This window comes from Rhodothermales bacterium (assembly GCA_040221055.1).
GTDB lineage: Bacteria > Bacteroidota > Rhodothermia > Rhodothermales > UBA10348 > 1-14-0-65-60-17.
On record JAVJVN010000012.1, the window covers coordinates 236,335 to 248,690 of the forward strand.

Consider the following 12,356-nt stretch of genomic DNA (forward strand, 5'->3'; position numbering starts at 1 on the left):
GGAGGAGACCGGCCGGTAACGGTTCCATCCGGAAAGTATGTTGTGATGTCACAACGTCGTGCACGGCATGTCCCTTCTTCGAACGGTCATTTTGGTTGTCCTCCTGGGGTGGATCCCGGCTGCCCCCAGCCTGGCCCAGTACAACTACCATTTCGGGCGCAATAAAATCCAGTATGATGACTTCGACTGGAAGGTCATGCGGACCGAGCATTTCGACGTGTATTACTACCCGGAAATGCTGGAGCTGGCCGAGCACGGCGCGTATTTCGCGGAGGAAGCCTATGAGGAAATGAGGCACCGGTTCAATTTTTCGTTGAACACGCGGGTGCCCATCATTTTCTATTCGTCCAACCTGCATTTCAAGCAGACGAACATCACACCCGGGTTCATTCCGGACGGTGTCGGTGGCTTCTTCGAGTTCCTCAAGGGGCGGGTGGTCATCCCTGCGAACGGCAACCTGCAGCGTTTCAGGCGGGTGGTCCGACACGAGATGGTACACGTATTCACGTACAACAAACTCGTCCGGGTCATGCGGGACCATCGCAGACCCATGACCACGTTCCTTCCGCTGTGGTTCACGGAAGGGTTGGCGGAATACTGGTCGGGACCACCGGACCAGCAGCATGAGATGGTCATCCGGGATGCGGTATTCACGAACTACCTGGTACCCCTGGAGTCCATGTTCCGGATTCGGGGGTCCTACGTGATGTACAAGCAGGGAGAGGCCATCATGCGGTTCATCTCCGAGGAATACGGCGAAGAAAAAATCCTGGGGCTCATAGAGGGATTCTGGAAGGACCGGAAGTTTGATGTGGTCCTCGAAGTCACGCTGCAGGAGCCGTTCGAGGACATCGCTGCCCGATGGCTTGCCTGGGTAAAGCGACAGTATTATCCGGAGATGTCCGACGTGGACGTTCCGTCGCTGATTGCATCCGGTCTGTCGACCGAAGGGTTCAATGCCAAGCCGTCCTTCCACCGGTTTCCGGATGGACGGCGGTTCGTCTATTTCGTGGGCAATCGTGGGGGATACAGCAACGTATTCTCGGTTCAGGTGGATGCGGAGTACGAACCGTTGGACGACCCTGAAATCCTGATTGAAGGTGAACGGAGCGATGAATTCGAGGCGTTCCACCTGTTCGAATCGCGCATTGCGGTGTCGTCCGGTGGGAAATTGGCGTTCGTCACCAAGAGTGGAAACCGGGACGTCATCCATGTCTGGGACCTGTATGCGAACCGGCTGGAAGACACCTATCGTTTTGAACGGATCATCGCCGCCTATTCCCCGACATGGTCGCCCGATGGAACGGCGTTGGCGTTCACATCCATCGGGGAGAACGGGTTCTCCGACATTCACATCCTGGATCGTACCTCGGGTCGTCTCCACCCGCTGACGGACGATGCATGGGATGATCGCGACCCCTCGTGGAGCCCCGATGGTCACCAGGTAGCGTTCTCATCGGACCGGACCGGGGTGGGTCCCATCAGCGCCTACAACATTTTCACGTACGACCTGGAACGCGAACAGATTGACTACGTGACGTATGGGCATCGGGTGGATCTCTCGCCAACCTGGAGTCCGGACGGCCGGCACGTGGCTTTCATCAGTTCACAACCCGATTCAACGGGTCGGTTCAGCGGGCAGGACATCTGGGTGGCGGATATGACGGCTCAACCCGCGGGGCCGGACCTGGAACGTCCCCTGGTGCGGTTGACGCGGCTGGCATCTGCCGCGATGGACCCCGTCTGGACGGCCGATGACCATCTCGTATTCACGTCGTTCGAGGGCCTGGAATTCTCCATCCGCCACTTGGCCGACGTGGATTCCTTGTTGGCCGACCCCAAGCGGATCCAACGGATTGGCTTCACAGATGTGGGCGAACCCTGGACATTCGACCGGATTGAAATCGGAGAGGATGCGACGGCAGGATCGTACAAGACCCGCTATCAGCTGGACATCGCGCAGGCCAGCGTCGGACAGAGCTCGGTGCTGGGTACGACCGGTGGAGCCCTGGTGGCGTTCTCGGACATGCTCGGGAACGATTACCTGAATTTCACGCTGTTCAACACGGGCACGTCCCAACGGTCCTTCCTGGAAGATCTGTCCTTCCAGGTCGCCAAATACGACTTCGGAAAGCGGGCCAACACGGGCTTCGGGGCATACCGGTTCTCGGGACTGCGCTACGATGTCACCGATCCGGATGCACCGACCACCTTTCCCCGGTTCCACGAAACCATCTACGGCGGCTTCGGTGCGGTCAGTTATCCGATCTCCAAATTCCGGCGGCTCGAACTCGGGACGTCCCTGAACTGGAGTCGGAAGGAGATCGGTATCCGGAATATCGATCGGGATGCATGGTTGTTGTCAAACAGTCTGTCCATCACCCACGATGAGACCCTCTACTGGCTGAACGGTCCGGTAAGTGGTTGGCGGGGAAGGGCAACGCTCGCCTATACCACCGACGTGGTGTACTCCAACGTGAGTTACTTCACGCTTTCAGCGGATGTCCGCACGTACATCCGCCTGCATGACCAGGTCACGTTCGCATCCTGGTTCATGGGACGCATGAACGAAGGCCGCGAGGCCCGCCTGTTCGTGATGGGGGGCTCCTGGGATCTACGCGGATTCCGGTTCTTTGAGGTTCGGGGTCAGAAAATCTGGTTCACGTCACAGGAACTCCGTTTCCCGCTGGTGAACGCACCCTCTGTTTTCCTGCCGTTCCTGGCCCCGTTCGGTGTTGCCAGTCTGCGGGGCGCCCTGTTCTTCGATGCGGCCCATGCGTGGAATGACGGGTACCGGGACGTTCGTCCGGAAATCAACGCCGGGGAAACCATCGGAGCAGCCGGTCTGGGTTTCCGAATGAACCTGTTCGGCGCTTTCGTCCTCAGGTATGACATCGGCCGTCGCTATCGGGATGGTTTCCGCGTGCAGGACAAGGTGTTCCGGCAATTCATGTTCGGGTGGGATTTCTGATGATGCGACTGCTCCCCATATTCATCCTGGTGTTGTCGGGTTGTCAGACCATCCAGTTGGAGCGTCCATACGATGTACCGGACGATGCGTGGATCACCGACGGGGGATCCACGCTCAGGCAGCGTGCGGGGTCGGAACGGATCCCGCCACCGCTGGTGGTCGCCTGGCAGTACAATGCGGCGGCCGGATTCGGCCCGGGCTCGCCGCTGCTTGTCCGTGACCGTCTGTTCGTGGGTACACGTAAAGGGGAAATGCATGCGGTGGATCTGGCGTCCGGCAGGCGGACCGGATACCGGGAATTCAACGAGGCCATCGAGGGCACACCCGCGATTTCGGATGGTATCCTGTATGTGACGTCTCCCTGGGGAAATCGGGCCTTGATAGCCTACGACCTGGAGCGGGCTTCGGTGAAATGGCGCGTGTCGGGCGTACCGGTGGAAGTGGCGCCGGTGGTCGCGGGCAACGTCGTCGTCATTGTGGACGTGGAGGCCACCGTCCGGGCCTACCGAACCGGAAACGGGGAGGAAGTCTGGCGGCACCACCTCGAAGAACGGACCTCCGTCCATTCCACGCCGCTTCTGCTGGCTGACGGACGCTTGTTCGTGGCCACCGATCGCGGGGGCTTGGTCATGATGGATGCGTCGAATGGAGACGTACTGTGGCAGACCTCCATCGACCTGCCGGTCCGTGCCGGAGCCGCGTCTGACGGCGAACGCATATACATTCCCACTACGCGCGGCGTTCTTGTGGCGGTGGATGTCCAGAGCGGGAAGGTGCTTTGGGAGCATCGGAATCCCAACCGACTGGTGCGCATGGCTCCGCCCGCCGTAAAGGGAGGGCGGCTGATCTTCGGCGCATCGGACGGGACCGTCCGACGCCTGGACGCCATCAGTGGCGTCCAGGAATGGACCGTCAACGTGGGAGCGGTCGTGGACGCTCCGCCACAATGGACACACAGCGCCGTCTACGTCGGGACGATGGGTCGGGAATTGCTTGCACTGGACGCGGAATCCGGGGCGATCTCCTGGCGACACCAACTCGAGGGTCGGATAAAATCGGCCATGGCGGCCGCGGACGGAGCCTTGTACGTCCTGTCGGAGCCACGTTATGTCGTGAAATTCATTCCCGCAACGGAGGGTGAAGATGAGTAAACGAGGGGTTTTGTGGTTCGTGCTGATGAGTGCACTCCTGCCGTCCATGGTAATCGCCCAGAGCCGGACGGTCCACGTGGAATCGGAATATCCACAGGCCATTGTCGTCGCGGACGGGAAATACATCGGACGCATTTCGGAATCACCGTTCAGGGTGGATGCTTCCGTCCGTCAGATTCTCCTGCGCTCCCCGCGGGTTACCGCATGGAATGCCCAATCCATTCTCCTGGACCTTCCGGAGGGCGACGACGTCCGGTTGCGGGCGGATTTTTCGACCCTGCGCCCGGCTTTTGACGCACCCATTGCCCAACCTCAGCCGGAGGTCCCGGTTGCATACGCTCAGCCCGATGTACGGAAGCGCCGTTGGATTGACGTCGTCTCGCTCTCCGGTGCGGTCGTGGCCGGAGCGCTGGCCGTCCATTACCGTACGAAGGCCGACAATCGCTTCGAAGATTGGGAAGCAGACAAGCGGCCGCAGCTGAAGCGGGACATCCAACGTCTTGATGTCCTGTCGGGCGTTTCCACGGGGGTCATGCAGGTGGGCATAGGCGTCTTCGCCTTCCGGCTCGTGTTCTGATCCGACGTGGGAGGGAGCGTCGAGTATACGGGATCGGGAGAGCGCCTCCGGAGTACGAGCAGCATGATCAAAGAACAACTCGATATCGACCTGAAAGAGGCCATGAAGGCCAAGGATGCCGTTCGGCTGGCAACCATCCGTTCCCTGCGAGCGGCCATCATGGAGAAGGAAATCGCCATGCGGCAAGGGGGCGTGGCCCACCTGTCGGAAGAGGATGTACTCACCGTGGTTGGCAAACAGGCCAAGCAGCGCCGTGATTCCATTGAGCAATTCACGGCGGCCGGTCGGGAAGACCTGGCAGCCCGGGAAGAAGCCGAACTCGAAATCCTGTCTACCTACTTGCCGGAGCAACTTGATGCGGATGCCATCCGTAGGGAGGTGCAAACCATCGTAGAACAGACCGGTGCAACGGGCATGAAGGACATGGGCCGCGTGATGGGAGCGGCAATGACGGCCCTGAGCGGACGCGCCGATGGGAAGGACGTCCAACAGATCGCCCGCGAGGTTCTTTCAGCAATTTGATTTCCTGCCGATAAATCCCGTATGGCAACTCTGGACATCATCATTCTCGCCATCATCGCTTTCGGATTGATCCGTGGAATGCGGACGGGCTTCATCCGGCAGGTGACGACGCTGGCCGGTATTGTTGTGGCATTCGTGGCTGCAGCGACCTTCATGGACGATGCAGGCAACCTCTTCGAGCAGTACACAGGGATGGTACCTGAACTTGCTCCACTCGCTGGATTCGTGGCCATTTTCCTGCTTTGTCGCCTGTTCATCCGGCTGTTCGGCTTCGCGTTGGACGATGTTGCTGAAAAGGCCAAATTGGGTGGACTGAACCGATTGGCCGGTGGAGCAACCGGTGCGCTCAAGGCCGTCATTGTGATGAGTCTGGCCTTCCTGTTCGTGGGCTTCCTGGAATTGCCCTCGGCCCCCGCACGGGCCTCATCCGAATTCTACAAGCCCGTGTCGGAGTTTGTACCGGAAGCGTGGCAGTACCTGTCGCGTCAGTCCCCGGCTTTCGAGGACATGCGAAAGGAACTGGAACGTCGCCTTCGCGAGGGATCCGGAGCGCTTCCGGTCTGAGCCAGATCCTGACACCCTGACACGCCGTGGCGTGTGCTCAGAATCGCACGGCTTGCGGCGTGTAACGGAACCGTACGCCTCCGGCTACATCCGTGACGGTTGCATCGTTGCCCGTTGCGCGTACCCATTGCACGGAAATGTCCAGGCGGAGCGTCGGATGCGCGTACCAGGTCAGGGTCGGCGTCACTTCGGACCAGCGCAGGTCGCCCTTGAAGGAATGGACGGCATGCCAGGCTACTACCGCGACGTCCAGTCCGGGTGTGACCGTGATGGATGTGACTCCAAGCGCCCGGGCTTCGATTCCGTTGTGCGTCATCCCGTGCCCCGGAATGTCGGAGAACTGGACGGAGCCCCATTTGCTGGATACCAGACCCGTTTCAATGCGGGTTTTCAGGGTAAACTGCCGTCGCCAACTTGTTCGGGAGAGTGCCGGACCGTATCCCAGTCTGGCCCATGTAATGTGGGAATCCCTGAGTCCGGATCGGTCCACATCCAACAGCGTGACGGAAGCCGATTGTGGCGTACGCTGGATGTCCATGTCCAGCGCGACACCCCGGTACCGGAAATCCGCGTCCGTGTCTGAAAACCGTACTCCCAGTCCGACATCCAGGAGGCGAATGTGACTGTCCACTGTGGTCTGGGGAAGGATGGTAAACACCGGTACGGCCCTTCCCACTCCCGCAATCACCGTGGTTGTGGCAGCGTCCCGTGCGTGACCGCCAGCCAAATGCCACTCCAGCGGAGCGAATTCGGTCAGGCGTTGTCCACGTGCATCAGGTGCCAGGATGCACGTGGCCACGAGGATGAAGGACAAGGACCGGAAAAAGGGCAAAAGCATGGATTTGAAGTCGGTCAAGAAATGACGTATGGGCATCAATGCACGCGCGGCGGAACGGTTCTGGGCACGGCCCGCGCCTTTCGCATGAGCACCAATCCTCCGACAATGAGACCCCCCCCGAGTATTTGTCCGGGGGATGCGGGATCACCCAGGATCAACCAACTCGAGAACAGGGCCACGAACGGGACCAGATTGTTGAATGCGGCCGTGTGGGAGGGGCCAATGGTTCGCACGCCCCGATTCCAGAGCACGATGGCGATTCCCGTCGAGAGCGAACCCGACGTGAACACCAGGAGCCAGTGCCACCAGCGCACGGCATTCCAGTCCACGTCTCCCAGAACGGGTAGAGCGAAAAGGAGCAGTATCGGAAATGCCAGCGCGAGGGCCAGGACGGTCAGGGCCGTGGGGGACATGTGTTGGACCAACGGTCGCGTCAGTGCGGTGTAGCTTCCCCATAGCATGGCCGCCACAAGGATGATGAGGTTGCCCGTCATTGCATTGGATGCCATTTCAACCGTGGTCGAGCCATAGAGGACGACCCAGACCGTGCCGGCAATGCTGATGATCAGACCGGTCCAGGCCAACATGGTCAGGCGTTCCACGCGCGTGGAAAGTGCGACCATGGCGGTCCACAAGGGTGCGGACGCCATGATGAGGGCGGCATTCCCGGCCGACGTCATGTCCAGGCCGAGGATGAAGGTCAACTGGTAGCAGACCCATCCGACAAACCCCAATCGGGCAATGGCCCAGCCGTGACTGCACATGGGTTGCCACATGACCTGGACCGATCGACCGGATCGGACCCAGTAGATGTATCCGAGCACGACACCGGCCGAAAGTATCCGGAGGACGTTCAGGACGTACGGATGAAGTACCACCAGAACGATCTTCATGATCGGGAAATTCAGTCCCCACATGAGGACGACCGTCATGAGTTCGAGCTCACCCCTCCACTTGGTCAGGAAGCTGTTGGACATTCAGCAGGGAAGGGTATGGTCTGGGTACAGGCGGGATCCTGCCATACAAGGCGGAACCTCGGGCGCGAGGCGGTGGCAAAGTAACGGAAAGGCCGTACATTGTGGCATGCTCGAAGGCGGAATCACAAAACTTTACTATACCATCAGTGAGGTCTCAGCCCTGGTAGGGGAAGAGGCCCACGTGCTGCGTTATTGGGAGTCGGAGTTTCCTGTCCTGAAGCCGCGGAAGAATCGAGCCGGAAAGCGCGTCTATACGCGCGATGATATTGACGTGGTGTATCGCATCCGTCATTTGCTGAGGGATGAGAAGTTCACGATTGACGGAGCCCGGCAGGCGCTCGAGAAGAAGGACGATGGGCTCGAGGAATCCTCGCCCACGGTCCGTGAGCTGAAAGAGGTCAGGGGATTCCTGGAGCGACTCTTGAACCGCATTTCTTCGGACTGACGGGAACCGTACACGGCTCCATGGTTTTCACCCTTCCCTCGGGACGTGGCGCAGCCCGGTAGCGCACTTGCATGGGGTGCAAGGGGTCGCAGGTTCAAATCCTGTCGTCCCGACGAGAAGACGCAAAAAGGCAGACCTTTCGGTCTGCCTTTTTGTGTTTCAGCGCATTCCATGGACAAAAAGCCCCGCTCAGGGCCTGTTGACAGGCCCTAATACCGGTAGTACTCCGGCTTGTACGGGCCTTCCTGCGTGACACCGATGTAGTCAGCCTGTTGGGGCGTCAGTTCTTCCAGCTCCACGCCGATCTTGGCAAGGTGCAGCCGTGCAACACGCTCGTCGAGGTGCTTGGGCAGGGTGTAGACCTCGTTGTCGTACTTGTCCGCGTTGTGCCACAGCTCCAGCTGCGCGAGCACCTGGTTCGTGAACGAATTCGACATCACGAACGATGGATGCCCCGTTGCGCATCCCAGGTTCACAAGGCGACCTTCTGCGAGCACGATGACTTCCTTGCCATCGATCGAGAACAGGTCCACCTGGGGCTTGATCGTGTCGCGGGTGTGACCGTAGTTCTTCTTCAGCCAGGCCATGTCGATCTCATTGTCGAAGTGACCGATGTTGCAGACGATGGCCTTGTCCTTCATCGAACGGAAATGCCGCTCCGTAATGACGTTGAAGTTGCCCGTGGCCGTCACGACAATATCCGCCTGCTTCACGGCATCGTCCATTTTCTTGACCGCAAATCCGTCCATGGCGGCTTGCAGGGCACAGATCGGATCGATTTCAGTGACAATGACGCGTGCTCCAGCTCCACGGAGGGAAGCCGCAGAGCCCTTGCCGACGTCTCCATAACCGGCAACCACGGCGACCTTGCCGGCCATCATGATATCGGTAGCGCGCCGAATGGCATCCACCAGGGATTCCTTGCAGCCGTACTTGTTGTCGAATTTCGACTTGGTGACGGAGTCGTTCACGTTGATGGCGGGCATCGGAAGCGTGCCTTTCTTCTGGCGCTCGTACAGGCGATGGACGCCCGTCGTGGTCTCTTCGGAGAGACCTTTGATGCCGGGCACCAGTTCAGGGTACCGATCCAGGACCATGTTCGTGAGGTCACCGCCATCATCCAGGATCATATTGAGTGGCTGGCGATCATCCCCGAAGAACAGGGTCTGCTCAATGCACCAGTCGAACTCTTCTTCCGTCATACCCTTCCAGGCATAAACCTGGATGCCTGCTGCTGCGATGGCCGCGGCAGCCTGGTCCTGTGTGGAGAAGATATTGCACGAGGACCACGTTACTTCCGCACCCAGTTCCGCAAGGGTCTCAATGAGAACCGCGGTCTGGATGGTCATGTGGAGGCAGCCGGCAATGCGGGCTCCCTTCAACGGCTCCTTGCCACGGTACTCTTCGCGGAGCGCCATGAGTCCCGGCATCTCGGCTTCCGCCAGGCGGATTTCCTTGCGTCCCCATTCTGCGAGGGAGATGTCTTTGACTTTGTATTTCAAGGTTTCAATTTCCATGGACTCGGATTCGGATAGCTGGATGAATGGAAAGGTCTTTTGAACCGCATGAACGCATCTTGTTTCCAGTACTTGATGAAGCAGCGGTTAGAACGGATGGGCACATGCTCAGGACGTCTTGCCCAGTTCCTGCTCAGCGGATCTCTTCGGAAACCACCACGCCGTCAATAATGACGCCCGTGCAGTGCGTGGTGTACTCGAACGGATCGCCATCGAACAGGGCCAGGTCGGCATCCTTGCCGACTTCAATGGAGCCGACACGCTCCTGGATACCCAGAATCCGGGCCGCATCCATCGTGACGGACGCAAGGGCCTCGTCGAACGAGAGACCGTGGGCAGCCGCCACACCGGCCTCGAACAGGACGACCCGAGTCTTCGGCACGTACGCTTCATATCCGCTCTGCAACGCGAACGGAATTCCGGCACCCCGAAGCCGTGCGGGTTGTTCGAAGGTGGCGTTTTCGCGTTCACCGGAGTGTCGGGCCATCGTGGCGTGCGAAATGACCGGGAATCCGGATTCCTTGATCTCATCCAGGACCAGATGGGCCTCGGCGGCGGAATCCAGGACGAGTCGGATGCCGAACTCCTGGGCCAGGCGGATGGTCGTCAGGATGTCATGAGCGCGCTCGACCGTGACCAGCAGGGGCATTTCGCCGTCCAGGACGGCCGCCAGGGTCTCCATGCGCAAATCCCGGGTGAAGGTACCATCGTCCTGGTGTTCCGCACGCTTGTCCGCGTAGGCCCGGGCCTTGATGAGTTCGGCGCGCAACATGGCAACCATCTTGCTCCGGGTCCCGGGTGCCTTGCCGCCACTCGCGCGCGCTCCATTGCCCAACGTTGCCGCCACCATGGCAGCAGGTACCATGACGGCGTCATCCACGGTCTCACCGGACGTCTTGGCTATAAGCGTCTGGCCCGAGATTACTGCGCCGGGTCCGTGGCCCGTATGGATGGTCGTAATGCCGAATCCACGGACCCATTCCACGAGGGCCTCACGTGGATTGTAGGCATCGATGGCCCGCAATTCGGGTTGGATGGGTGCAGACGTTTCCAGTTGGTCCTGGTCATGGGGTTGATTCAAATAACCGGACAAACCGACGACCGAGTGCGCATCGATCAAGCCGGGAGTGACCACCGTCGCTTCCAGCACCCGGTAATTATCGGGTATGCGGATGTCGGACGCTGGTCCGACCTGGTGGATCTTTCCATCCTGGATGAGGATGACCCCTTGCTCAATGACGGGTCCGGCAGCGGTATGGATTCGTTCGGCACGGACCGCGATCTGCGCGGACACATCCAGCGCCGCGAACAGGAAAAGGCAGCAGAGACTTGCACGAATGAAACGCATCAGTAGTCCACCTCGCGGGAGAGGATGTGTTCGTGGGAAGCCTGGTCGTGGCTGGCACCGTATCCGCCGACGGCAATCAATTGATCATCCGGATTGGAACGATCGAATACCCGGACGCCATCCACCCATGTGGACAGGACCTGTGTGTACACGCTCAGCGGATCGCCGGACAACACGACGAAGTCCGCATCCTTGCCCGCCGTCAGGGAACCGATCCGGTCAGCAAGGTCCAACATCTGTGCACCGGCCAGCGTCATGCCCTCAAGTGCACCCTCACGGGACATACCCGCACGCACCGCCAGGGCGGCCTGGCGGAGGAAAAAGCGTGAATCGGTTATGCCGTCATCGGTATGGAATCCGACGAGGGCACCGGCAGCCTCAAGGGCCGCACCGGATTTCATGTGCACGTCGACGGCTTCCATCTTGCCGCCCGGACTGTCGATCACGATCAGCGACACGGGGGCATTCGCCGCTGCAATCTCGTCGGCAACCTTCCAGGCATCGCTGACATGGTGCAGAACCACGCGGAAACCGAACTCATCCGCAAGCCGGAGGACCGTGAGGATGTCATCGTGGCGGTGGGTGTGGTGATGGATGACCGTCTTGCCCTCGAGGACACCCACGAGCGCCTCGAGTCCGAGATCGCGGGGGGGCAGCTTGGATGCATCGTCCCCGGCAGCAACCAGTTTTTCCCGATATTCCCGCGCTTTTATAAACTCCGCACGGACCAGTGCGGCCGCCTTCGCGCGCGTACCCGGAAACGGAGCGGCGCGTCGGGGATTGGTGCCATTGGCCATCTTGATGCCTCCGAGTGGTGCTCCGGAGTCGTCACGCAGCATGATGTCATCCAGCGTCCGCCCATCGCGCAGCTTTACGTACTGGGTCTGGCCGGAGAGAAGGTGCCCGGAGCCCGACATGATATTGGCGGTGGTGATCCCACCAGCCTGGGCCTTCTGGATGCCGGCATCCCGCGCGTTGATGGAGTCCAGTACGCGGATATCCGGCTGGATGGGAGCAGACGCATCGGCGCCTTCTACCTCTCCGATATGGCTGTGGGTATCCACGAGGCCCGGCATGATGACGAGACCATCCAGGTCGTGCCGCACGGCACCGTCCGGAATACGGACCGAAGCGGCGTCACCCACTTGGAGTATAGTGCCATCCCGCACGATCAGGACGCCGTTCGGGATTTCAGGACCGTCAATGGGGATGATTCGGGCGCCCGTGAATGCCTGGGTCTGCGAAAAGGCAGGCATTGCAGCCGTTGCAGCCAAAGAAAACCACAGAAGGAGACGCATGCACGACGCACGCAGGCCGGCTGGTTTCATGGTGGGGGATATTGATGGACAGGAACTGGACAGAATGATACCCCACGCTGCGACGTCATCCCAACCTGGAAAACAAAACCGATCAAATATTAAAAAAAGACGGAAACAAAAGGGGGTG

Annotated in this window: 11 protein-coding genes and 1 tRNA gene; 7 read left to right on the forward strand and 5 right to left on the reverse strand. The window is 59.9% G+C overall.

Annotated elements, in window-relative coordinates:
• Window positions 1–67: 67 nt before the first annotated feature.
• The 5 genes from RIE53_06755 to RIE53_06775 all read left to right on the forward strand — a co-directional run bounded on the left by RIE53_06755 (window position 68) and on the right by RIE53_06775 (window position 5,785).
• Entirely contained in the window at window positions 68–2,971 is a 2,904-nt protein-coding gene (locus RIE53_06755; GenBank protein ID MEQ9104382.1) for a BamA/TamA family outer membrane protein, read from the forward strand.
• Window positions 2,971–4,122 carry a PQQ-binding-like beta-propeller repeat protein gene (locus RIE53_06760; protein MEQ9104383.1) on the forward strand — a complete coding sequence of 384 codons (1,152 nt, stop codon included), beginning with the start codon at window positions 2,971–2,973 and terminating at the stop codon, window positions 4,120–4,122. The genes RIE53_06755 and RIE53_06760 overlap by 1 nt, the downstream gene beginning before the upstream one ends.
• 46 nt (window positions 4,123–4,168) lie before the next feature.
• Window positions 4,169–4,699 (forward strand): hypothetical protein, encoded by a 531-nt coding sequence (locus RIE53_06765; protein MEQ9104384.1) that lies wholly within the window; start codon window positions 4,169–4,171, stop codon window positions 4,697–4,699.
• A 63-nt stretch (window positions 4,700–4,762) separates the two neighbouring features.
• Window positions 4,763–5,221 (forward strand): GatB/YqeY domain-containing protein, encoded by a 459-nt coding sequence (locus tag RIE53_06770; GenBank protein MEQ9104385.1) that lies wholly within the window; start codon window positions 4,763–4,765, stop codon window positions 5,219–5,221.
• A gap of 21 nt (window positions 5,222–5,242) precedes the next feature.
• Window positions 5,243–5,785, forward strand: coding sequence for a CvpA family protein (locus RIE53_06775; protein MEQ9104386.1), 543 nt, complete (start codon window positions 5,243–5,245; stop codon window positions 5,783–5,785).
• Window positions 5,786–5,822: 37 nt separating this feature from the next.
• Here the strand turns inward: RIE53_06775 and RIE53_06780 are convergent, their stop codons facing one another.
• Together RIE53_06780 and RIE53_06785 are read right to left on the reverse strand one after the other, a co-directional pair.
• Entirely contained in the window at window positions 5,823–6,623 is an 801-nt protein-coding gene (locus tag RIE53_06780) for a hypothetical protein (GenBank protein ID MEQ9104387.1), read from the reverse strand.
• A gap of 35 nt (window positions 6,624–6,658) precedes the next feature.
• Window positions 6,659–7,600 (reverse strand): DMT family transporter, encoded by a 942-nt coding sequence (locus tag RIE53_06785; GenBank protein ID MEQ9104388.1) that lies wholly within the window; start codon window positions 7,598–7,600, stop codon window positions 6,659–6,661.
• Between the two features lie 106 nt (window positions 7,601–7,706).
• On the opposite strand from RIE53_06785, the gene RIE53_06790 reads away from it, so the two are divergent.
• Complete coding sequence (locus RIE53_06790; protein ID MEQ9104389.1) at window positions 7,707–8,045, forward strand: MerR family transcriptional regulator; 339 nt, start codon at window positions 7,707–7,709, stop codon at window positions 8,043–8,045.
• Between the two features lie 39 nt (window positions 8,046–8,084).
• Window positions 8,085–8,158, forward strand: a tRNA-Pro gene (locus RIE53_06795).
• Window positions 8,159–8,254: 96 nt separating this feature from the next.
• On the opposite strand, the gene ahcY is transcribed toward RIE53_06795, so the two are convergent.
• The 3 genes from ahcY to RIE53_06810 form a co-directional block, all read right to left on the reverse strand.
• A complete protein-coding gene (gene ahcY, locus RIE53_06800; GenBank protein ID MEQ9104390.1) occupies window positions 8,255–9,562 on the reverse strand; it encodes an adenosylhomocysteinase in 1,308 nt (435 codons plus the stop codon).
• Between the two features lie 133 nt (window positions 9,563–9,695).
• A complete protein-coding gene (locus tag RIE53_06805) occupies window positions 9,696–10,910 on the reverse strand; it encodes an amidohydrolase family protein (GenBank protein ID MEQ9104391.1) in 1,215 nt (404 codons plus the stop codon).
• Entirely contained in the window at window positions 10,910–12,238 is a 1,329-nt protein-coding gene (locus RIE53_06810; GenBank protein MEQ9104392.1) for an amidohydrolase family protein, read from the reverse strand. The genes RIE53_06805 and RIE53_06810 overlap by 1 nt, the downstream gene beginning before the upstream one ends.
• Window positions 12,239–12,356 lie beyond the last annotated feature (118 nt).

Bases quoted from the DNA above. Each gene is read 5' to 3' on its own strand.
- RIE53_06775 (MEQ9104386.1), top strand. From the start codon at position 5,243: ATGGCAACTCTGGACATCATCATTCTCGCCATCATCGCTTTCGGATTG.
- RIE53_06760 (MEQ9104383.1), top strand. From the start codon at position 2,971: ATGATGCGACTGCTCCCCATATTCATCCTGGTGTTGTCGGGTTGTCAG.
- RIE53_06810 (MEQ9104392.1), bottom strand. From the start codon at position 12,238: ATGAAACCAGCCGGCCTGCGTGCGTCGTGCATGCGTCTCCTTCTGTGG.
- RIE53_06770 (MEQ9104385.1), top strand. From the start codon at position 4,763: ATGATCAAAGAACAACTCGATATCGACCTGAAAGAGGCCATGAAGGCC.
- RIE53_06765 (MEQ9104384.1), top strand. From the start codon at position 4,169: ATGGTAATCGCCCAGAGCCGGACGGTCCACGTGGAATCGGAATATCCA.
- RIE53_06755 (MEQ9104382.1), top strand. From the start codon at position 68: ATGTCCCTTCTTCGAACGGTCATTTTGGTTGTCCTCCTGGGGTGGATC.
- ahcY (MEQ9104390.1), bottom strand. From the start codon at position 9,562: ATGGAAATTGAAACCTTGAAATACAAAGTCAAAGACATCTCCCTCGCA.
- RIE53_06790 (MEQ9104389.1), top strand. From the start codon at position 7,707: ATGCTCGAAGGCGGAATCACAAAACTTTACTATACCATCAGTGAGGTC.
- RIE53_06805 (MEQ9104391.1), bottom strand. From the start codon at position 10,910: ATGCGTTTCATTCGTGCAAGTCTCTGCTGCCTTTTCCTGTTCGCGGCG.
- RIE53_06785 (MEQ9104388.1), bottom strand. From the start codon at position 7,600: ATGTCCAACAGCTTCCTGACCAAGTGGAGGGGTGAGCTCGAACTCATG.
- RIE53_06780 (MEQ9104387.1), bottom strand. From the start codon at position 6,623: ATGCTTTTGCCCTTTTTCCGGTCCTTGTCCTTCATCCTCGTGGCCACG.